This window comes from Sphingobacterium gobiense (assembly GCF_002980575.1).
In the GTDB taxonomy this organism is placed as follows: domain Bacteria; phylum Bacteroidota; class Bacteroidia; order Sphingobacteriales; family Sphingobacteriaceae; genus Sphingobacterium; species Sphingobacterium gobiense.
Genome location: NZ_PVBS01000002.1, coordinates 389,646 through 413,592 on the forward strand (window position 1 = coordinate 389,646; position 23,947 = coordinate 413,592).

Annotated in this window: 13 protein-coding genes; 12 read left to right on the forward strand and 1 reads right to left on the reverse strand. The window is 45.5% G+C overall.

Annotated features, from left to right (window positions below):
• The first annotated feature begins 240 nt into the window (after positions 1–240).
• The 12 genes from C5749_RS10845 to C5749_RS10900 all read left to right on the forward strand — a co-directional run bounded on the left by C5749_RS10845 (position 241) and on the right by C5749_RS10900 (position 23,149).
• The gene (locus tag C5749_RS10845) at positions 241–1,713 is read left to right on the forward strand and encodes a glycoside hydrolase family 76 protein (RefSeq protein ID WP_105725942.1); all 1,473 of its coding nucleotides are present in this window, start codon (positions 241–243) and stop codon (positions 1,711–1,713) included.
• Between the two features lie 40 nt (positions 1,714–1,753).
• Complete coding sequence (locus C5749_RS10850; RefSeq protein ID WP_105725944.1) at positions 1,754–3,580, forward strand: carboxypeptidase-like regulatory domain-containing protein; 1,827 nt, start codon at positions 1,754–1,756, stop codon at positions 3,578–3,580.
• A gap of 18 nt (positions 3,581–3,598) precedes the next feature.
• The gene (locus C5749_RS10855) at positions 3,599–5,044 is read left to right on the forward strand and encodes a glycoside hydrolase family 76 protein (protein ID WP_105725946.1); all 1,446 of its coding nucleotides are present in this window, start codon (positions 3,599–3,601) and stop codon (positions 5,042–5,044) included.
• A gap of 28 nt (positions 5,045–5,072) precedes the next feature.
• Positions 5,073–8,252 (forward strand): SusC/RagA family TonB-linked outer membrane protein, encoded by a 3,180-nt coding sequence (locus C5749_RS10860; RefSeq protein ID WP_105726995.1) that lies wholly within the window; start codon positions 5,073–5,075, stop codon positions 8,250–8,252.
• A gap of 41 nt (positions 8,253–8,293) precedes the next feature.
• On the forward strand, positions 8,294–10,354 hold the full coding sequence (locus C5749_RS10865) for a RagB/SusD family nutrient uptake outer membrane protein (protein WP_105726996.1): 2,061 nt from the start codon (positions 8,294–8,296) through the stop codon (positions 10,352–10,354).
• Between the two features lie 61 nt (positions 10,355–10,415).
• Positions 10,416–11,231 carry a DUF3823 domain-containing protein gene (locus tag C5749_RS10870; RefSeq protein WP_105725948.1) on the forward strand — a complete coding sequence of 272 codons (816 nt, stop codon included), beginning with the start codon at positions 10,416–10,418 and terminating at the stop codon, positions 11,229–11,231.
• Positions 11,232–11,260: 29 nt separating this feature from the next.
• Positions 11,261–13,441 (forward strand): hypothetical protein, encoded by a 2,181-nt coding sequence (locus C5749_RS10875; RefSeq protein ID WP_219847965.1) that lies wholly within the window; start codon positions 11,261–11,263, stop codon positions 13,439–13,441.
• A gap of 60 nt (positions 13,442–13,501) precedes the next feature.
• A complete protein-coding gene (locus C5749_RS10880; RefSeq protein ID WP_105725950.1) occupies positions 13,502–15,799 on the forward strand; it encodes a GH92 family glycosyl hydrolase in 2,298 nt (765 codons plus the stop codon).
• Between the two features lie 23 nt (positions 15,800–15,822).
• A complete protein-coding gene (locus C5749_RS10885; RefSeq protein WP_105725952.1) occupies positions 15,823–18,294 on the forward strand; it encodes a glutaminase family protein in 2,472 nt (823 codons plus the stop codon).
• A 107-nt stretch (positions 18,295–18,401) separates the two neighbouring features.
• The gene (locus C5749_RS10890) at positions 18,402–20,246 is read left to right on the forward strand and encodes a glycoside hydrolase family 2 protein (protein ID WP_105725954.1); all 1,845 of its coding nucleotides are present in this window, start codon (positions 18,402–18,404) and stop codon (positions 20,244–20,246) included.
• Positions 20,247–20,299: 53 nt separating this feature from the next.
• Positions 20,300–21,655, forward strand: coding sequence for a sulfatase family protein (locus C5749_RS10895; protein WP_245893723.1), 1,356 nt, complete (start codon positions 20,300–20,302; stop codon positions 21,653–21,655).
• A gap of 9 nt (positions 21,656–21,664) precedes the next feature.
• On the forward strand, positions 21,665–23,149 hold the full coding sequence (locus tag C5749_RS10900; protein ID WP_105725958.1) for a sulfatase: 1,485 nt from the start codon (positions 21,665–21,667) through the stop codon (positions 23,147–23,149).
• Between the two features lie 17 nt (positions 23,150–23,166).
• On the opposite strand, the gene C5749_RS10905 is transcribed toward C5749_RS10900, so the two are convergent.
• Entirely contained in the window at positions 23,167–23,946 is a 780-nt protein-coding gene (locus C5749_RS10905) for a response regulator transcription factor (protein ID WP_105725960.1), read from the reverse strand.
• Position 23,947 lies beyond the last annotated feature (1 nt).

Sequence of the window (23,947 nt, forward strand, 5' to 3'; positions counted from 1 at the left end):
ATACAAAGGTAGCTAATATAATACGAAAAAATTAGTGAAGAATAGAAGAAAGAAGGGCCAAAAAAAAGCTTGGAACATCAAAATATGCAAAAAAATGAAAGAGGGTTAATGTTTTTGTTGCCGGTTAAATCTCGTTTTTAACCCTAGTTTTAATCCGTATAATCCTATTTTGTGTATGAAAACGTCGAAAGACCGTTTCACCAATTTTAAATTTTTGTTATAAACTTAATCAATCCCGAAATGAAGCGTTTTATTTTCGCTGTTTATTGTACAATACTATTAAGCTTGGTCTCGACAACTGTCGTTCTATCAGGATGTGCTAGCAGTCCGTCTTCTTCTCCTGTCGAGGAGGGTCTGGCGGAAGACGATCCGAAACTTTTAGCAACCCAAAACGTAGAGCATGCTATGCATCTGATCGATATAACAATAGCGCATTATTTCGAACCGGAAACTTTCGAGATGCACCGCTTTTACAATCCTTTTACGAAGATTAAATCGGACGAACGGGGGTCTGTTTGGATGTATACTGCTGGCATAGAGGCTGTCAATGCCGTTCTCTTCGCGTTGGAAAAAGCCAAGGAAGCCGGAGAAAACAGTCTGTACAGTAACCATTACGAACGTTACGTCCAGCTACTTGACAAGCTTTATGCAAATGCAGATTATTATTTGGGTACTTTTAAACTTGTTTCCTACACCCAGACAAAGGAATGGTCGGTATATGCAGTAAACCGTGCCAATGAAAAAGGTCAGGCCAATGTGACCGGCGTATTAAATGTCTATGACGATCAAATGTGGCTCATACGCGAACTACTGGATTCGTATAAATTGACAGGAAAGACGGACTATCTAGATAAAGCCGAATACCTGACAGCCTATGTGCTTGATGGCTGGGATGTGACGCATGATGAGGCGGGAAAAGAAAACGGCGGCATTCCCTGGGGACCGGGTTACACAACTAAACATGCTTGTAGTAATGGACCCCTGATCAGCCCACTGGTTTGGCTGCATGAGATCTACAAGGATAAGTCTGATAAAGTCGAGCATCGTTATATCGATAAAGACGGCAAAACACGTCGAAGTGAACAACGCGAGAAACGACAATACTATCTTGATTATGCACGATCTATTTATGAATGGCAGAAAAGGAACCTCCTTAATGCAAATGGTGTGTATACCGATATGATGGGCGGTTGCCTGCCAAACTGTGATGTACGTTACGAAGAAGTAGACGGTGTACAATATCGTGCAAACACACCTTTGACGGAAGCTGTAGGAGAGGCTTATACCTACAACAGCGGAACAATGTTGTCCGGCGCAGTGGATCTGTATCGGATTACAAGCGAAGATAAGTATGCAAGGGATGGCCGGGAGCTGGCGAAGAATAGTTTCACGCATTTCTCGTCTCTAGGAAAAGACCTTCCAGCATACTACAGCTTTGAAACGGAAGGATTTCGAAACTGGTTCAATGGTATTCTGCTGCGTAGTTATCACGAGGCGACTGTGCTGGATTCCGATATTGGAGATTATTTGACGGCGTTCCAACGAAATCTGGATTATGGTTTTGAACACTTTAATCAAGATGGTTTTCTTCCGACAAATTTATTGAAAGGCTGGACCGAAGAAAAAGCAGGGCAAGGCGTAGAAGGCATGTTTATGTTTGCTTATGCAGCGCAATACGCCATTTTAGCGAGGCATCAACTAAAGGAGATCTAGAAATTAATTAAGCAATAAACCTATTTAAAATGAATGAAGTATGAAATTTAGAATCCAAACGAAGAACCTAAAAAATGCATTCCATGTGGCATTGGTCACGTTGATGGTCATGTTACATTTCGGTTGTAAAAAGGACCATGATCCTACGGACAATCGTCGTGGGCAGGTTATGGGTACGGTGACAGATGTCGATGGCCAACCGATTTCAGGCGTGAAAGTTACCCTTTCGGGTATCAATGAAGAAGACCAGGTGACGGCCAGCGGGAACGACGGAACGTATTCTTTTGATAATGTGACTTATAAGACACATGCGGTGACCTTTGAGAAAGATGGCTGGATGGCTGTGGGGCTAACAGTAACCGCTGTCGATTTTGAAGCTAGTGGGGCAGCTACCATTAATGTGGATATGATCAGTGCTTCTGCGAGAATCGTAGGAACGGTAACGGATGCACTTCAGGCTGGCGAACCACTTTCAGACGTTACCGTGTCCATTGGCATGGCTGGTGGTACGGTCACGACCGATGCTGACGGAGCTTTTGTCATTCCTAATCTGATCGAAAATAATTATACCGTTACGTTTACGAAAAGCGGATACGTCTCCATCGTGAAGACGGTAGTACCAGCTGATTTTGTGGATGGCGTTGCTACCGTTAATATCCAAATGGGAAGCGAAGAACTGCTCCCAGGATTAACCACTGTTGATTTGCAAAGTGCCGAAAAGTGGTATTATAACGAATACCGCGGCGGGCGGAATGCGGATGCGTATCCGCATTGGGACTGGGCATGTAACTATATGAGTACCTTAGACTTCAGAGGTGCATGGCAAGAACAGAATGAAGGAACGACATTGCAGATTCGAAACAGCGGGGACGATCGGAATAACCCTGCAGATATGGACGTTTTTGATTCGTTTGTGTATGGTAGCAAATTGATTACGGAAGACAACAAAATTCTTTCGCTGAGGGTTCAAACCCACAATGCGGATGCCTCTGCACCGGTTTATTTCGGCGTACAGGTCATTGATTTAAATGCAGCTGAACCGAAAGCGGAGAAAGTAGGTCAAAACCGCACCTATTCGGGAGGTTACGCGGATTTTGATTTTGACCTGAGTGCTTATGTCGATAAGGAAGTAATCATTGCCATAGGAATATATAGGCAAGCGACCGGGGATTATTGGAAGCAACTCGTTTTGCGGGCGATCCGGTTTGCTGACAGAAAAGTCGAGAATTGGGACTGGCTTCCTGGAACCGATGTCATTGACGGATGGAAGCTCTCTCATGAAACCGTTCGGTCTACCATGCCACATACCAAAAAATCGTTTACCGGGATCAGTCCTGTAAGTGGTAACCGTGATAACTATGTGGATGCATATCGTGCCTGGCGGAATGTCGCTCACGTTGCCGCGGAATGGATGTTCATGCCTTTGAAAAAAGACCCAGAAGTATTCCCTTCCGAAGGGTATATCATCAAGACACGAAATACACCGGAAGTAGACACTAAGGTACCCGAAGCGTATATGTATACTAAATTCTCTATCGCTGGCGGAAGTAACCGATTGACGCTCAGTACCCGTACTTTCGGAAGTAACTTTACTTACTTTAAACTGACGGCGATTGAAAACAACGGTACGATAACGCATCTTTCACCCGCCTCCAATACAGCGCAAGAAGCATCGGCTGCAAGTGATGGCTGTTGGAAATTCAAACATGGCGACGGAGGAGCGGGTAATCCGGAAGGATACGCTTTGTTTACCTATGACCTATCGCCATTCAATGGCTCCGATGTCACTTTAGTGCTTGGTGTATATAATGGTGAGGCGAATACCGGAGAGAATAAATTGGTATTGCACAATATTAAAATGGATTAACCAAATAAGTTTAATAAGATGAGACTGAAAAAAAGTATAATTATCGCGGTGGGGAGTCTGCTATGCTTCTTTATCTATGCTTGTGATAAGGCTAATAACGATGATGGGACAACACCGCCGGAGGATACGGATCTTGCCACGAGATCGCTGACCCGCGCTATGGAGATTACAGATAATGCGCTTGAAGCCTATTTTACGGGAAGCGGAATGACGATGGCACGATATTACAATCCGTATACCGATCAACGATCGAATGAAATCGGGAGTATATGGATGTATACGAGTGCTATTGAGGCTGTAACGGCAATTCTTCATGCCCTCGAAGCCGAAAAGGAACAGGGTGATGTTTCACGCTATAATGCTCACTTTAACAAGTACGAACAAGAACTTATGAAACTCTACGATGCGGCTGATTTTTATTTGGGAACATTCGTGCTTACTTCCTATACCGGCACCAACGAATGGACGGTCTATGGCGTAAATCGTGGGAACTCTAAAGGTGGCGCTAGGGTAGAAGGGATTGAAAACGTTTATGACGACCAAATGTGGCTGATTCGGGAATTTCTGGAAGCTTATAAAGCTACCGGAAATGAATCGTTTCTCGAAAAAGCAGAATACCTCACGGAATATGTGCTCGATGGTTGGGACTGCACGTTTGATGCGAACGGCAACGAGGTAGGTGGAATTGCCTGGGGACCTGGCTATGTGACCAAGCATGCTTGTAGCAATGGTCCCATGATAAGCCCGCTGGTTTGGTTGCACGAACTCTATAAGGGAAAAAGCGATGCGATAACACATCGCTATATCGATGCGACAGATCGAAGAACCAGGAAGACGGTTCAAATGAAGAAGAGCGACTATTATCTCCTATTCGCAGAAAAGATCTACGATTGGCAGAAAAGTGCCTTACTTCGCGGTGATGGTGTGTATGATGATATGATGGGAGGCTGCACGCCGGGATCTCCCCAATTAGAGCAAATTGATGGCGTTAATTATCGTCGAGGAGTGACATGCCGTGATAGAGTGGGACCGGCTATAACCTATAACAGCGGTACGATGTTATCGGGAGCAGCCGATCTGCATCGTGTTACAGGAGACGATAAATATCGTGCAGACGGTGTGGCATTAGCAAACGCCAGCTTTTCCTACTTCGCAAAGAAGGGCGTAAATGTCGAAAATCATTACACATTCGACATCAGCGGCTTTAGGAACTGGTTCAATAGCGTGTTGATGAGAGGGTACGTCGACTTTTACCCGCTGCATAACGAGACGGAAAATTACATTGACGCATTTCAGAAAAATCTGGATTATGCGTATGAACATTTTTTCTACAATGGCTTTTTGCCTACAAACTTGTTGGTGGGATGGAACCGTGATCGTGGTAAAAATAATACGGAGGGGATGTTTACCTTCGCCTTTGCGGCCGAATATGCGGTTTTGTCAAGATATGAACAAACAAAATAGCTAATCAATAGTGTTAAAAAGAACCTGTATGATCAAGAATTTAATTATGGAAATGAGAATATTTATGCAGACGATATGGATTGCATTTCTCCTGATTCCTGCAGTGTCATCGGCACAAAATGGCGATGTGTCGGGGAGTGTAACCAACGCGGAGGGTCAGCCGATCACTGGCGTATCCGTACTTGTGAAAGGCTCCTCACCACAAATTGCAACCAGTACCGACGCCAAAGGCCAATATATCATTCAAGTGCCGCAAGGTGCCGTATTACATTACTCCTTCGTGGGTTTTATCAGTGCAGAAGAAACTGTCGGTACGCGGAGCCGTATAGATGTTGTCTTGCAGGCAGATGAGGCCGCATTAGAAGAAGTCGTTGTCGTGGGGTACGGTACGCAGCGAAAAGTAACGCTGACCGGAGCGGTATCGGGAATAAAAGGCTCCGAAATGACAAAAACTATAAACGAAAATCCACAGAATATGCTCACCGGTCGTGTTCCCGGAGTAAGGGTTTGGCAACGCAGTGCCGAACCCGGAAATTTCGCTGCTAATTTTGATATTAGAGGTTTAGGTAGTCCATTAATAGTTATTGACGGGGTACCGCGGACTACAGCAGATTTTCAACGGCTTAATCCGAATGATATTGATGATATATCCGTATTGAAAGATGCCTCTGCTGCAATATACGGGGTGCGAGCTGCTAACGGTGTAATCCTTGTGACGACAAAAAAAGGAACAAAAACGGGGCGTACAAGCGTCTCGTTGAATAGCACTTATACCTTTCAGCGACCCTCGGGATTGCCGGTGCTTGCCGATCCCTACCAAACGATGACGATTGAGAATGAAAGAGTTCGGAATAATATTGCATCGCCTTATGAGCTTATTTACCCGGAGAGTTGGTTTGAAGATTTTAGAACAGGGGAGAGACGTACAACGGACTGGACGTCCCTAATCTTTTCCAACTACGCACCTCAAACCCAGCAAGACCTAAGCATCACCGGCGGAGGAGACAAATCGCAATATTATGTCGGCGTAGGACACCTGTATCAAGAAGGCTTCTTCAAATCGGGCGATTTGAACTACCGTAAAGTGAATCTTCGTTCAAATATCAGTGCTGAGATAACGAAGGGGCTGAGCTTCGACCTAAATTTGAGCGGCATCGTGGATCAACGTAATAGTCCTTATTCGAGTTCGGCAGATATAATCAGAAACTATTGGCGACAGGGCGTACTCGTTCCGGCGTATGCAGATCCGGAGAATACCATGCTCAACTATGAAGGATTGGATCTCGAAGAAAATACCGTGGCGAAGATGACCTCCGATATCTCGGGTTATCGTAAAACTGGTCAGAAACAGATTCAATCGTCTGCAAGCTTGAATTACGATTTCGGTGCGGTCAGTGATGTGCTGCAAGGCCTTTCGGCAAAGGCGTTGGTAAGTTACGATTACCGTATGGATAATAACAATATCAATCGGAGAGAGTATTATCAATATGCTTTCGACCAGATAACCGAATCGTATGTGTCTAAATTGTATAATCTTAGTACGCCCAATCAAATACGTAGGGAAGTTTTTGATAAACAGCAAGTTCTAGGACAGTTTGTTGCAAACTATAACAGGGAATTTAATAGCCTACATCAGGTGACCGGTATGTTGGGAGGTGAAGTGCAAAAGCAAACTGGAGATAATTTCTTTGCTCAGCGTAATCTCGCCTTTGCTATGGATTACCTATTTGGAGGTGTTGCTCAAGACCAAGTAGGTGGAATGAACGCTTCTTTGAATGATATTTATGAGACGAGCAATGCCGCAATTTTCGGAAGGATGAACTACACCTTCGCCAACCGGTATATAGCGGAAGCACAATTCCGCTATGATGGTTCTTCGAAGTTTCTCCCGGGCCGTCAGTGGGGATTTTTTCCGTCTGCGTCAGTCGCCTGGCGCATATCCGAGGAACCATTTTTCAAGAATTGGGATAAGTTACAGTTCGTAAACCAGTTAAAGTTGCGTGCAAGTTACGGTGTATTGGGAGACGATGGCGCCCTTCAATATGACTGGGCTACCGGATATAATTATCCTGCAACATCTGATAATGCAGAAAAAGGATATTATGCACAGTACGCTCCCGGATATATGTTTGGAAACCAGTTTATCTATGGCGTTTCCACGCTTGCGCTTCCTAACCAGTTGATTACATGGTACACGGCCAATACCTTAAATCTTGGTGTCGATTTTGAAGGATGGAACGGCCTTTTTGGCTTCGCCGTGGATTATTTTGAAAGGGAGCGAAAAGGGCTTTTTGCACGTCGGACAGGGGATCTTCCAACCGTTGTAGGAGCGACTGCTCCTCGGGAGAACCTCGATAGCGACAAGCATTTTGGGATGGATGTTGAAATTTCGCACAGAAATAAAATAGGTGATCTATCCTACCGGGTAAAGGCTATCGGAACAATCACCCGTCAGAAATATCTGGTAGGCTCCGAGAAAGGGCCTTGGGGAAATTCATACGACAGATGGCGTAACGACAATCTCAATAACCGTTTTCAAGGAATGCAGTTTGGGTATCAGGGAATAGGACGTTACCTAGACTGGGATGATATCCGGAGTTTTCCGATATATAAAGGTAATCAGACCCTGCCGGGTGATTATAAATACGAGGATTGGAATGGTGATGGCGAGATCAATGGGTTAGACATGCGTCCACTCTTTTTTGACAACACGCCATGGTTGAACTTCAGTTTTAATTTTGACGCTAGTTACAAGAGCTTTGATTTGAGTTTCCTATTCCAGGGAACAGCTCTTGGCTCCATGCAGTACCTAGAACCACTTCGCGCGATCTGGGGTACCAATGGTGGAGGGATACTTGAACAGTATGTAGACAGATGGCACACGGTTGATCCACAGGCCGATCCTTGGGATCCTTCGCAGGAATGGATCAGCGGTTATTACGGCTTTACGGGCAATTATCCGCTTGAGACCTCGACATTTAATCGTGTGAGCACGGCGTATCTCCGACTAAAAAGCATAGAGCTGGGGTATACATTGCCGAAATTCCGGCCTTCGTCAACGATGAACCTGCGGGTATTTGCTAATGCTTATAACTTGTTTACAATAACAGGTGTAAAATTTGTAGATCCGGAACATCCGGAGGACGAATTGGGACGGCTCTATCCGTTGAACAAAACTATTACCGCGGGTCTTTCCCTCGCCTTTTAATCCTTTTTGTTATGGACTATATTAAGATAAAAAGCAATCGCATGAAAAAAATATATCAGCTCACGCTGGCCATTTGTGTTTTATTTACCTCGTGTTCGAATTTTTTAGATATTCCACCGAAGAACATAGTAGGTGATAAAGACCTGTTTACCAGTGAATCAGGGATGGACGTCTACCTGGCAAGAATGTACAGTAATATGCCCTTCGAAGATTTCAAATATATGGCGCAATGGGGGGTTGAATTTAATGGATGGTTAGCAGCTATGGGTATTGAAGGAACCGGAGAGGCACTGAATCGTGATGGAATCAGTTCGGCTTTCACCGGTGAGCGAACGCCTTACTGGGGTAAGGCCATGACGCTTTTACGGGATGCTAACTATTTAATCGAAAATCTTCCGCTTCACCAAGATGCGTTTCCCGAGATTACCTATAATCACTATTTAGGTGAAGCCTATTTCGTAAGGGCATTCGTATTCAATGCGATGGCCAGAAGATTTGGCGGTGTACCTTTGGTGACCAAAGTAATGCAGTATCCAGCAGAACTCGCAGCGCTAGAAGTGCCACGTGCCAGTGAGGAAGAGACCTGGAATCAGGTGCTTGCCGATTTTAATCAGGCTGCTGAATTACTATCCCCGGAAAGTCCAAAGCGCGGCTATGCCAACAAGTATGTTGCTTTGGCATTTAAATCAGAAGCTATGCTTTATGCAGGAAGTGTAGCCAAGTATAATGAAACAGTACCCGGTCGTCTCACGGGGTTGGGGGAGAAAACCGGCGTCCGGGTTATTGGTTTTGCAGAAAATACGTGGCAACCCGCATCGAAAAAATATTTCAAGGAGGCCTATCTTGCGGCTAGGGAGATTATGAACGATGGAAAGTATGCGCTTTATAAGAAAAAATGGGCAGCAAATAACCCGGAAGCCCAATATCAGAATATGGTCGACATGTTCAGTGATTTGGAAAGTCCGGAAAACATCTACGTAAAGGAATACACGTTTCCTATTGCCACACATGGATATGATGCTTACAGTGCCCCTTTTATTTTTAAAGCACCGTTAGCGTCAGGAACCTGTCCTACACTCGACTTTATGGAACTTTTCGAAGGGTTTGACCGCTACCCAAATGGTACGATTAAGGTAACAACTGGAAATTCCAACACGCAGGGCGAATACCTGATGTATGACACACCTATGGATTTTTTCAAAGATGCTGAACCACGACTGCGTGCCTATGTCATTTTCCCGGGAGACCGATTCAAAGGTACAGACATCGAAATTCGGGCAGGTATCTACACAGGTTCCACTCCTATACAGCCGTTTTTTAACGATTATTCCTATCAGGCGGCTGAAACCCGGTATCAAAACCTGAATGCTTATCGGGCTAACCCTAAAATGCTCTACCTGAGTCCTAGGGAAGGAAACGCGCAAGAATTGGTTGATTATAACGGTGCCAAGATAACTGCAGCCGGCGCTAATGGTCCATTTTACGACAACGGCGAAGGGAACCTGACTGGTCTTTATGGAAGGAAATGGTTAAACCCCGATCCATCTTTTGTAGCGGCAGAAGGTAGATCTGATCAGCACTTTGTATTGATGCGTTACGCCGAAGTACTTTTGAATGCGGCGGAAGCTGCCGTTGAGCTATCGCTCGCAGGGGAGGGATCTCCGGACGGATCGGACTTGATGCAGGTAGCCACGCAAGCGGTTAATGAAATCAGGGAGCGGGCCGGAGCGTCACTGTTGACGAGTCCGATTACATCAACGGAGAGCGGACGTAATATCGTACGAAAAGAACGGCGTAAGGAACTGGCTTTAGAACACAAATCCAAATGGGATATTCGGAGATGGAGAGTGCAACACTACGAAGGAAGGAATGGTTTCTGGGGTGAAAACAGAAATAGAGATGCCTTTAGTAACAATACACGTTACCGTTTCCGGGGGCTTTACCCTTTCTTTTCTACCAATAGTGGAAAATATTTTTTCGATGCACGGTTTCAATGGGTTAGTTTGAAAACGTTTGAATATAATATAATCGACTATTATTTTGCTATCCCTGGAGGAGAAGTCGCAAAGAGTTCGGTAATAGACCAACAACCGAACAGGTAAAGACTAGGGAATAGTTGATAAAGGTAAATTAATTGAATAAAGAAAATATAAAAATAAACAGATGAAAAAGACAAGCATTTTTATAGCGTTAGCGTCTCTTTTCTTTTTGGCATCCTGCAGTATGTTTGAGCTGGATAATTATCCAGCTCCAGCCGAAACACTGCAAGGTGAGGTGGTTGATGCAGCTACCGGAGAACCGGTGCTGACGGATCAGGGAAGTGAAGGAATCAGGGTGCGTCTCATAGAAACTAGCTGGGGAGATAACGTTACACCTAATCCAGATTTTTTCTGTAGACCCGATGGGACGTTCCAGAATACGAAAGTGTTTAAAGGAAGATATAACGTCCAGGTAGACGGCCCGTTCATTCCCTTATTGCGGGAGGATGAGCGTGGTGTACCAATCGCTGATGAAACAAAAGACGTCGATATTGAGGGCGTGACACAGGTTCGGTTCGAAGTGCACCCGTTTCTTAAAGTAGAATGGGTGGATGAGCCTCGGGTAATCAACGGCAAGGTTCAAGCGAAAGTGCGAGTCAGTAGAGCGGTTTCGGAAGAGGAATTCCGCGAAAAGATAGAGCCCATGGGCGGATACAGCAACAGCTTTCAAAACGTAACGGACATTCAATTGTTTGTAAGTTATTCTTCTACGGTAGGTTACCGTGCTCGCGACGAACGTTGGTCCAATGAGATTTTATATACAGGATCATCGTTCAATGGCCTTCTGGGACAGACAGTCACCATCGAGTCAAACGGAACGATCCCCTCTGGGCGTATCGTTTTTATTCGTGCAGCAGCCCGGATTAATTACGATACACCGGCTGGGAGCGGGACAAGACGCTGGAATTATACAGATGCAAAAGAGGTATTCGTCAACTAGCAACAAATGATCAGTTAAGCAATTTATAAATGATATATTGGAAAGTACGCATAGGAGCGGGTTGCTTGCTTGCATTTAGCACACCTGTCATTGCCCAAAAAACAGCAGAACAGACCAAAACGACATTTCAGACCTCCCGGGAATGGCGCCCAACCATCGATAACCGTGCCGATGCGGTCATGGTTTACGGCGTAGGTGGAAATCCATCGGATAAACACAAGCGCGTGCCGTTCGAAGAGCGGGTCAAATCTTGGAAGGACAGAGGATATACTATCCATTTCATGACAGGTATTGCTTGGGGCGAATATCAGGATTATTTCACCGGTCAGTGGGACGGAGAATGGCATCTGGACGAAGGACAGGTAACCCAGGCTCAAGATACGATTTGGCATGGACATATGGTCCCCTATATTGTACCCACAGATAATTTTCTGAAATACCTGAAGGAAAGACATGTGAAGCCCGTCATTGATGCTGGAATCGATGCCATATTTATGGAGGAGCCTGAATTCTGGGCACGGGCAGGCTACAGTGAATCGTTCAAGCGGGAATGGAAGAAATATTATGGCTTTGATTGGCGTCCACAACACGAATCTCCAGAGAACACCTATCTTTCTAATAAACTCAAGTATCACCTCTATTATAAGGCGCTGAACGAGATATTTACTTTTGCCAAAGAATACGGTAAATCCAAAGATATGGATGTGAAATGTTACGTGCCTACACACTCGCTCGTCAACTACGCCCAATGGATGATCGTCTCGCCGGAAGCTAGTTTGGCCTCCCTGCCCGTTGTGGACGGTTATATTGCTCAGGTTTGGACAGGTACCTCACGTGAGCCGAACTATTTTAACGGAAAGGAAAAAGAACGTGTTTTCGAGACGGCATACCTCGAGTATGGATCGATGGAATCGATGACGGCGCCAACCGGTAGGAAGATGTTCTTTCTGACAGACCCCATTGAGGATCGTGCCAAGGATTGGGTAGATTATAAAACCAATTACCAAGCGACTTTTGTTGCGCAATTGCTCTATCCAAACATTGCCGACTATGAGGTAATGCCTTGGCCCGAACGAATTTACGAAGGGTTATACCGGACAAGTCCGACCAGTGATCAGAAGGAACGTATCCCACGTCATTATTCCACGCAGATGCAGGTCATGATCAATTCATTGAATCAGATGCCATTGAGCGAGCATAAACTTTCCGGCAGCGAAGGTATCTCGGTGCTGATGGCCAACTCCTTAATGTTTCAACGCTTTCCGACACATGCCGGCTACGATGACCCCCAGCTGGCTAATTTCTATGGCCTTGCTCTTCCTTTCCTCAAGCGCGGTGTGCCGGTAAAGACGGTACATATTGAAAATCTAGGATATAAAAAGGCGCTCGCGGATACCAAAGTGTTGCTCATGACCTATGCCAATATGAAACCGCTGGATCCCGTAGCACATGAGCATTTGGCGGCATGGGTGCATGCCGGAGGGCAGCTTGTCTACAGCGGTACCGACCGCGATCCATTCCAGAACGTTCAGGAATGGTGGAATACCAAAGGGAATACTTATTGGACGCCTTCGGCGCATCTTTTCGAAAAGATGAGCATAGACCCCGGAGCTGGGGAAGGTCTTTATACCTATGGCAAGGGATCGGTACAGGTTATCCGTAAGGATCCGAAAGCGTACGCCATGCGAGCCAACGCCAGTGGAGATCTGATTCGTGCCGTACAGGAGCGCTACCGAGCTGCGGGAGGAACGTTGGCTTTTAAAAATAATTTCTACCTGCAGCGGGGGCCATTCGAACTAGTGGCAGTAATGGATGAAAGTGTCAGCGAAGGAAACTACACCATCAACGGCACGCTAATCGACTTGTTCGATCCTAAGCTTCCGGTATATGCGACCCGTACGATCGCTCCCGGCGAACAGGGATACTTTATGAACGTAGATCTCGTTAAGAATAAAGAACAGCCGCAGGTATTGGCCGCTGCCTACCGCACCTATGAGGAGGTGACCACCAAAAATAGTTATTCTTATGTGGCGAAAAGCCCTATAGAAACAACGGGCATTTCAAGAGTGCTGCTTCCGCGGCAACCGCAGAGCGTAAAGGTCAACGGACAGGAGGTCTTTAATCTACAGGACTGGGATAATAAATCGAGAACCTACCTTTTAGGGTTTGAAAACGATCCCGATGGTGTAAAAGTGGCGTTTGGATGGTAAGATGCAAGGCATTTATAAGTGTTAAATAATATAAATAATAGACGAATAGTTATATAAAATATGAAGCAAACTTTTTTTTCCCTGTTAACGCTGTTGTGTATGGCGTGTATGCAAAAAGCTGTCGCGCAGTCAGCTGAACTGGTAGATTACGTAAACCCATTAGTAGGTACCTTATCTAAGTATGAACTTTCAACAGGGAATACCTATCCAGCTATCGCCCGACCGTGGGGCATGAATTTCTGGACTCCGCAGACAGGTAATATGGGAGATGGATGGATCTACACGTATACGGCAGACAAGATTAAGGGTTTTAAACAAACACATCAACCTAGTCCATGGAACAACGATTACGGACAGTTTTCGTTGATGCCTATAACGGGGCAGCCGGTATTTGATCAGGAGGATCGGGCCAGTTGGTTTTCACATAAGACAGAAATTGCAAAACCTTACTATTATAGTGTATTTCTTGCAGATCACGACGTTACAACAGAATTCAGTCCATCGCAACGGGCCGTCGTCTTCAAGTTTACCTTTCCAAAGACCGACAGTGCATATATTGTCATCGACGCTTTTGACAAAGGCTCTTTTGTCAAGCTTATACCAGAAGAAAATAAGATTATCGGGTATAATACCCGAAATAGTGGGGGAACACCAGAAAATTTTAAGAACTATTTTATTATTGAATTTGATCAGCCGATGAACAGCCATTTTATGGTGAACAACGGAAAAATGAAAGCCGAAGGCTTGGAAGTCACGACGGATCATGCAGGAGCAATTGTCGGCTTCAAAGGATTAAAAAGAGGACAGCAGATAACAGCCCGCGTGGCTTCTTCGTTTATCAGTTTTGAGCAAGCGTCACTGAATTTGAACGAAGTGCGTGGCAAGTCGTTGGAAGAGGTCGCCGATGAAGGACGTAATGAATGGAACAAGGTGCTTGGGCGTGTTCACATTAAAGATAATAATATTGACCGCTTGCGTACCTTTTATTCCTGTTTATACCGTTCTACACTCTTTCCTCGGGATCTATCGGAAATAGATGCAGCAGGAAACCGGATGCATTATAGCCCCTATAACGGACAAGTGTTACCTGGCGAGATGTTTACAGATACGGGTTTTTGGGACACATTCCGCAGCCTGTTTCCGTTATTGAACCTGTTGTACCCTTCGATGAACGACCGCATGCAGGAAGGTCTTGTCAATGCCTACAAAGAAAGTGGTTTTTTGCCGGAGTGGGCGTCTCCCGGACATCGAGCATCCATGATCGGAAATAATTCAGCTTCTATAGTCGCAGATGCGTATCTCACCGGACGAAAAGGTTACGATCCTTTGATCTTATGGGAAGCGGTGCAATGGGGAGCGAACAACGTGCACCCAAAGAATACCTCTACCGGCCGGTATGGACATGAACTCTATAACACATTGGGATACATACCGGCAGATGCGGGTATTTCACAGAATGCGGCCCGAACATTAGAATATGCATACAACGATTGGTGCATATATCAGTTCGGCAAGGCTTTGGGGCGACCAGCTGAGGAAATAGATATATACGCCAAAAGAGCCCTGAACTACAAGAACCTCTATGATCCTTCAACAAAGCTTATGCGCGGAAAGAATAAAAATGGATCGTTTATTGCGAAATTCGATCCAAGCGCCTGGTCTGAGGAATTTACTGAAGGTAATTCATGGCACTGGAGCTTCTGTGTATTTCATGATCCACAAGGGTTGATCGACTTAATGGGAGGCAATGAAGCCTTTACCGGCATGTTAGATACTGTCTTTCTGGTTCCTAGTCTGGAGGGGATGACAAGCCGAGGCATGATTCATGAAATGCGGGAAATGCAGATCATGAATATGGGCCAATATGCACATGGTAACCAACCTATACAACATATGCCCTATCTTTACAGTTATGCTGCTTCTCCGTGGAAAGCACAGTATTGGGTGCGGGAGATTATGGATAAACTCTACTCCGCGGCTCCTGACGGCTACTGCGGAGACGAGGACAACGGGCAGACGTCAGCCTGGTATGTTTTTTCATCAATGGGATTTTATCCCGTCGCGCCGGGATCGGGTGAATATGTGTTGGGATCACCACAATTTGACGAAGTAACACTACAGCTGGAGAATGGAAAAAAGGTCGTTATTTCGGCGAGCAACCAATCAAAAGAAAATGTATACGTTGATCAGCTGCGTGTAAACGGCAAGAACTATACACACAATTTCTTGCGTATCGCCGATTTATATAAAGGTGCTCAGCTAAAATTCAGCATGTCGGGACAACCCAATCTATCCCGAGGTATAGCAAATGAAGATAAGCCGTATTCGTTTTCTGACGAATTAGCGGATAAAGAGTAAAATTGTAAACCAAATAGAATAGTATGATAGGAGTTCGAAACTTTATAAAAAATGGAAAACACTTTGGCATAGGGCTATTTGTTTTCGTCTTATGTATATTAACAACCTACGGACAGGTTAACCATGCTCGGAAGGCTCCTGCTTATCCGTTGATTACACATAATCCGAATTTCAGTATCTGGTCGACTAGTGACCTCCTGACAGATAAAGTCACGGAGCACTGGACCGGTGCAGCACATGGTTTGACTGGCTATCTTGAAGTCGACGGTACGCTGTACCGTTTCATGGGCAAGGAGAAGCACCGTTACACATCGATAATAGCAGCGGACGATAAGGCCACTATTCGATATGTAGAGCAGCCGCAAAACGAAGCTTGGCAATTGCTGGACTTTGAAGATTCAGATTGGAAAGACGGGGTATTGCCTATATCCGATGATAAATCAGTAGCGGGTACATTTTGGTCTTCCGATAATATCTGGGTACGGCGGGAGTTCTCACTGGATAACATAAATGACAACGAGCCGCTATTCCTTAAATTACATCATGATGATAACATCGAAGTGTATCTAAACGGAACGCTTGTGTTTAAAAGAGACGGTTGGAACCATCGTTTCGATTATTTCGATATTTCGTCTAAAGCGAAAGGGCTTCTACGCAAAGGACAAAATGTGCTTGCGATTCACCTGAAAAATACGGCAGGAGGTCGTTTTCTAGATTTTGATTTAGTAAACAGTATGCCATCTGATAAGGCGAAGGTAGCCATTGCGAAACAAACATCAGTAGCGATAGAAGCCACACAAACGGCGTATACGTTTGACGCCGGTGCGGTAGCGCTGAAGGTTACCTTTACTTCGCCCTTATTGATGGATGATCTTGACCTCCTTGCGCGGCCTGTTTCGTATATTTCTTATGAGGTGACGGCAAAGGATGGAAAGGAACATGATGTTAAGATACATCAGGAGGTATCTTCCGATATAGCGGTTTATATGCCCGACCAGCAAGAGGTGGAAGGGCAAGCTTATCAAGACGGAAAGCTCTCCATATTGAAAGTTGGTACCGTTGAGCAACCTGTATTACAAAAGGGAGCCGACGATATGCGTATAGATTGGGGGTATTTATATGTCGCTGTTCCACGGGGTAACGATGTTAGACAATTTTTATCCGGAAGCAATGATCCGAAAAATGAAAATTCATATCAGGGCAAATCGCTTGTGCTGCATACCGAAATTTCTTTAGACGCTGTCGGTTCCGCTCCAGTGCAGCGTTTCCTAACTATTGGGTATGATGAAATATATGCCATTCAGTATTTCCATACGGATTTACGCCCTTGGTGGAACAGAAATGGCGATCGTTCGTTTGAATCGCAGTTACACGCTGCGGTGAAGGAATATAAAAAACTAATGCAACGATGTACTGATTTTGATAGTACATTGCGACGTCAGGCAGAACAGGCAGGAGGTGAAAAATATGCGCATCTTTCTGTGTTAGCCTATCGGCAGAGTATTGCCGCGCATACCTTGGTTGAGAGTCCGAAAAAAGAGGTTTTATGGCTTTCCAAGGAGAATAACAGTGGAGGATTTATTAATACAGTGGATGTTACCTATCCGTCGTCGCCATTATATTTAATATATAATCCCGTTTTGTTAGAGGGGATGCTGAATGGTATTTTTTATTTCAGTGAAAGTGGCAAATATCCACACCCTTGGGCCGCGCATGATTTGGGGACCTATCCGTTAGCAAATGGACAGCAGTACGGAGAGCCAATGCCCGTGGAGGAGTCTGGAAATATGCTTATTATGACGGCTGCAATAGCCCACGCACAGGGAAATGCAGCGTATGCAGAAAAACATTGGACGGTTTTGACGAAATGGGCAGATTATCTGATAAAAGAAGGATTGGATCCGAAGACACAGCTTTGTACGGACGATTTTGCAGGTCATCTTGCACGCAACGCTAACCTTTCTGTGAAAGCCATAATGGGTATAGCAAGCTATGCTAGGCTAGCTGATATGCTAGGTTTGAAGGATGTCGCCTTAAAATATCAAACAATTGCAGAAGAGATGGTGCCCCAATGGATGAAGTTGGCGGATGCCGGAGACCACTATGCGTTAACGTTTGATGATCCGAACACTTGGAGCCAAAAATACAACCTAATTTGGGACAAGGTTTTGGATTTCGGTTTATTCCCGAAAGAGGTGATAGAAAAAGAGCTGACTTATTATATTCCGCGCGTGAATCGTTATGGCTTGCCATTAGATAGCCGGAAAAACTACACCAAAAATGATTGGATATTGTGGACGGCGACCCTGGCAGACGACCAGCCGACCTTTGAGAAATTCATAGAACCCGTGTTTCGGCATGCTATAGAAACGCCGTCACGTGTACCGTTGAACGATTTCTATGACACGACGGATGGTATTCGGGAGAATTTTAAGGCGCGTAGTGTCGTCGGAGGTTTCTATATGAAATTACTGGCGGAAAAATGGGGAAGGTAATGGACATTGAGACGATTTGACGCTCTTTTGAATAAAAAGGTCAAGGTTTTGTTTGCTTTATATTGCATTTTTGGGACATAGACCGGGAAATCAAAATAAAAACAATAATGAAGAGACTTTTTGCATTTGCATGCCTAGTTACAACCAGTTGGTTCGCTGTACAGGCGCAGGATTGGAAACCAGCAGGAGACAAAATTTTAACTACTTGGGGAGAACAACTGGATCCAAAGAATCCACACCCCGAATATCCCAGACCGCAGTTGGAGCGTCAGAACAATTGGAAAAGTTTAAACGGGTTATGGAAGTATACCGTGGCGGAAAAATCCGTTTCGGAAAAACCTACATCCTGGGAGGGCGAGATATTGGTTCCTTTTGCAATCGAATCCGCCTTATCCGGTGTGGGAAAAGAAGTTGGGAAAGACAAAGCTTTGTGGTATAGCAGAACGATATCGGTACCCAAAACACTTCGCAAAGGACGCACCCTATTGCATTTTGGCGCAGTAGACTGGCAATGCGACGTCTATGTGAACGGGCAACATATCGGTCAGCACGAGGGTGGTTTCGATTCATTCTCTTTTGATATTACAACGGTGTTGAAAAAAGGGGCAGATCAAGAAATTGTCGTACGTGTTTGGGATCCTACAAGTGATGGACCTCAGCCACGTGGCAAGCAAATTAACAACCCACATGGAATCTGGTATACGCCAGTAACGGGGATATGGCAGACGGTTTGGTTAGAAAGTGTGCCAGACAGCTATATTGTCAACACAAAGCAAACCCCTAACGTAGAGACATCTACGTTGACGGTATCTGCAAATGTTGACGGTGCACAAGCAGGCGACCAATTAGTTTTAGAAGCTTACGATGGCACACAAAAGATTGCAGATGCTTCTGTTGCTGTAGGTTCGGAAGCTAAACTGAAGGTATCGAATCCGACACTGTGGAGTCCGGATAATCCAAAATTATACGACCTAGTTGTCAAAGTTGTGCGCAAAGGAAAAGTGGTCGATGAAGCCAGGAGTTATTTTGCGATGCGTAAAATAAGCATGGAAAAAGGTAGCGATGGTATTCAGCGCATGTATTTGAATGACGAATTTGTATTCCATTATGGTCCATTGGACCAGGGCTGGTGGCCAGACGGTCTACACACAGCGCCTAGTGATGACGCATTGAAATTTGATGTAATCAAAACGAAGGAAATGGGCTTTAACATGATCCGTAAACACATCAAAGTGGAGCCAGCGCGCTGGTATCGTCACTGTGACAGCGTTGGCATTTTGGTGTGGCAAGATATGCCGAGTGGTGATCTTGGCGGAAATAACTGGGACATGCAACCGGGCAAAATTTCTAACGGCGTTCATGATAAGGATCGTGCTCCTGAATCCGAAGCAATCTATAGAAAGGAGTGGAAGGAGATTATGGACGAACTGCACAATTTTCCGAGTATCGTTGTGTGGGTTCCCTTCAATGAAGCATGGGGTCAGTTTAAAACCAAAGAAATTACGGAATGGACAATGGACTATGATCCATCACGCTTAGTGAATAGTGCCAGTGGAGGTAATTTCGCTTATATCGGACATATATTGGATATCCATAACTACCCCGGCGCGGCTATGCCTGATCCGAATCTTTTTGGCGACAAATTTGTATTGGCTTTGGGCGAATTTGGAGGCTTAGGATTACCGGTGGAAGGTCATACATGGCAAGAGAAAGATAATTGGGGTTACCAATCTTTCAAGAATAAAGAAGAACTTAAGGATCGTTATCAAGAACTGGTAAACGATTTAAATGAGCTGATCAAGCGAGGTTTATCCGCAGGTGTTTACACGCAAACAACAGACGTAGAGGTAGAAACCAATGGTTTAATGACGTATGATCGGAAAGTGATCAAGATTCCTGAACAAGAGTTAAAGGAAATGCACAACAAGTTATATCAACATGTTGTCCAGTAGTAAGGTGTCAAAGTAACCCTATGATGAATGTCGTTATCAAAAGTATATGTTTAATGGGGTTATTAGCGCAAACCCTTGCTTCCTGGAGTCAGGAACGCCCGCATATTATTGTTATTTTGACCGACGATATGGGATTTGGTGATATCGGTGCATTTGGCGGAAAATTTGTTCCGACTCCCCGGCTTGACGAGTTTGCATTAGAAGGTACGCGGTTCACCCAATACTACAGCGCATCGCCTATTTGCAGCCCTTCCCGCGCGAGTATGCTCACCGGTATGTTTCCGGCAGAATGGAATTTTACCACCTTTCTAAACAATAGACGGAGCAACGAACTGGCTGAGCAGGCTAACTACCTCCATGTGCAAGCTCCCTCTATCGCCAAAATTCTGAAAAGTGTGGGGTATAAAACGGGACATTTTGGGAAATGGCATATGGGAGGCGGAAGGGATATCAAAAATGCGCCAAAATTTAAGAAGTATGGCTTTGATGAGCATGCCAGTACCTATGAAAGTCCAGAGCCGGATCCGGTATTGACGGCTACCGACTGGATATGGTCTGATGTGGATAGCGTAAAGCGTTGGGACAGGACTGCTTACTTTGTAGATAGGACGCTTGACTTTTTGCGACGGCATCAGGATTCGCCCTGTTTTGTAAACTTGTGGCCCGACGATATGCATGATCCTTGGGTGCCTGAGGAGAACCAGCGGCAGTTGGGGCAGTTTCCGATGAACCCCAAGGAAGAGGCGGCGTTCAAGCTGGTGTTGGCCGAGTTTGATAAACAGATGGGCAGGCTCTTCGACGGCTTGCGCGAATTGGGTATTGCAGAAAACACCTTGGTGATCTTCACCAGTGACAACGGCGCTTTACCGAGTTTCAAAGGCAGTCGAAACGGAGGACTTCGTGGCACGAAGCTTTCGCTGTACGAAGGCGGTATACGAATGCCATTCATCGTACGTTGGCCAGGCCAAGTGCCCGCAGGCGCAACGGATAGCGTTTCTGTATTGAATTCGACCGATTTGGTACCGACACTGGCCAACATCGCAACCGCCAAGCTACCGGCCAATTACAAAGGTGATGGCGAAGATCGGAAGTCCGTTTGGTTAGGAACACCAGCGCCGCGCACTAAAGATATGTACTGGGAATACGGTAGGAATGATTATGCGTTTAACTACCCACGAGGTAGAGATCGGAGCCCCAATCTGGCCATCCGGTCGGGAAAATGGAAGCTACTAATTGATCACCTTAAAAATAATCCCGAATTGTATGATATGGAAGTGGACCGCTATGAAACGAAGAATAAAGCCGAAGCTCATCCGGATATCGTCAAAGAGCTGCGGACGAAACTGATTACTTGGCGTAGCTATTTACCGGAATTGACGACCGGTCGCGCAAATCCACCGGTTGATTGAGAGTATCTAATGAATAGGCAAACTTATCTTTTAATAGCAGCATCGACGGTATTGTCACTGCTTCTGAGTGCACAGGAGAAGAAGCCCAATATCCTGTTCATTCTTGTCGATGACCTGCGTCCAGCAATAGGAGCGTATGGAGATTCTGTCGCAATTACCCCGAACATCGACAAGCTGGCAGCACAGGGATTCCGGTTTGAGCAAGCATATTCCAACCAAGCCGTTTGTGCGCCATCACGGTTTAACCTGCTATTGGGTAGCAGGTCTACCTCGTCCGGGATTTACGGTTTCGGGCAAAATTTCCGCGACTATTATCCAGATGCTGTGACCTTACCACAACATTTTAAGCAGCACGGCTACCACAGCGAATCCATGGGTAAGGTCTTTCATATTGGTCATGGTACTTACGTAGATGAGCAGTCGTGGAGTGTACCACACCATAAGGAGCTGGTCATCGAGTACGTTGATCCGGCCAGTAAAGCAATGGGGTTCACACGCGAAGAAGCGCTCTTTTCGAATCAGGAAGCTCGGGGATTGCCCCGTGGATTCGCTTGGGAGTCACCTGATGTTGCCGACGACGCCTATGCAGATGGTCGTGTCGCACAGCGGGCGGTTGATCGCCTCCGAGAATTGAAAGCTCAACCAAACCAGCCGTTTTTCTTGGCTGTAGGTTTTGCCCGGCCGCATCTACCGTTTTCTGTGCCTGAAAAATACTGGGCGCTGTATGATGAATCGAATTTACGATTACCTACACATCGTGTGCGACCGGAAGGAGCGCCTCCATATGCAGTGAAATACGGTGTGGAAATCGATCAGTATACTCCCATTCCGGAAAATGTTACGGAAGCTGCCTTTCCGGATAGCCTTACCCTTAAATTGATACACGGCTATTACGCCGGTGTGAGTTATGTGGACACTCAAATCGGCAAGGTGCTGGATGAGCTTAGTGCGCTTGGCCTCGATCAAAATACCATCGTCGTGCTCTGGGGCGATCATGGCTATATGCTCGGTGATATGGGCATGTGGACGAAACACGTCAATTATGAATTGGCGAATCATATACCGTTAATTATCTCCGCACCAGGCATGGTACAGTCCGGCACGCATACCGCGCAGCTGACCGAGACGGTCGATATCTACCCCACGTTGGTGGAGCTTGCTGGGTTGCCGGTTCCGAAAGTGTCACAGCCATTGGATGGTTTGAGTATGGTACCTGTACTCAAGAATCCCGAAGTCCGCATCCGGGATCATGCCTACCACAGTTTCCCCAGAGGGGGGCGGTTGGGGCGGGCTATCCGCACCGACCGTTACCGGATGGTGGAATGGAAGAAAATCGGCGAGACCACTGGAACCGCGGAATATGAGCTATACGATTATCAGCATGGGCCGCGCGAAGTCAAGAATATCGCTAAAGAACATCAGGATGTGCTTCAGGCACTTCAGGCCATTCTGGCGCGGCACCCGGCACCTATGCGGGAGCGTGGTGCCCCATAGCCCTTTTGCCATTACCGTTATTTGTGCTTTGCCGCGTAGTCTTTTGGGCTTATCCCGAATTGTTTTTGGAAATTGCGGGAAAAATGCGAGGCGGTACTGAAACCAAGTAGGTTAGCAATCTCATAAACCTTATATTCGCCGTCCAGCAGTAATTGAGTGGCCTTATTTAATCGCGTTAGGTTGATAAGTTCATTCGGAGATAAATCGGATAATACCTTTATTTTTCGATAGAGTGTCGGTCTACTCATATACAATCGTTCCGCTAGCATATCTACACAGAGCGCAGGATCAGCCATATTTTCTAAAATGAGCTTATTGAGCTTTTTTAAGAAGACTTGATCGGATTTGTTGTGTCCGCTGATATCCAAGGGGCTGTTAGGCGTTCGTTGAAAATGATCTTTTACATGCTTTCTATTACGTAGTAGGCTCGCTATTTGCGCCTCTAGGAAATTGGGCGAAAAGGGCTTCTCAATATAGGCATCCGCGCCATACTCCAGTCCTTCTATTTTTGATTGCAGGCTATTCTTCGCCGTCAACATAATAAAAGGTATATGGCTATACTTTTCATGTTCTTTCAGTTTAGTGCAGAACTCATAGCCGTTTAATTGCGGCATCATAATGTCGCTGACGATCAAGTCCACGTCATGTGCATACACGTATTCCAAAGCCTCTTGTCCATTAAGCGCTTTGACCACCTCATACTTCTCCTCTAAGTCATCCGCTATAAAATCCAAGATGTCCACATGGTCATCTGCTAACAAAATAACGGACTTTTCTATTGCCAAATCGATATGCATA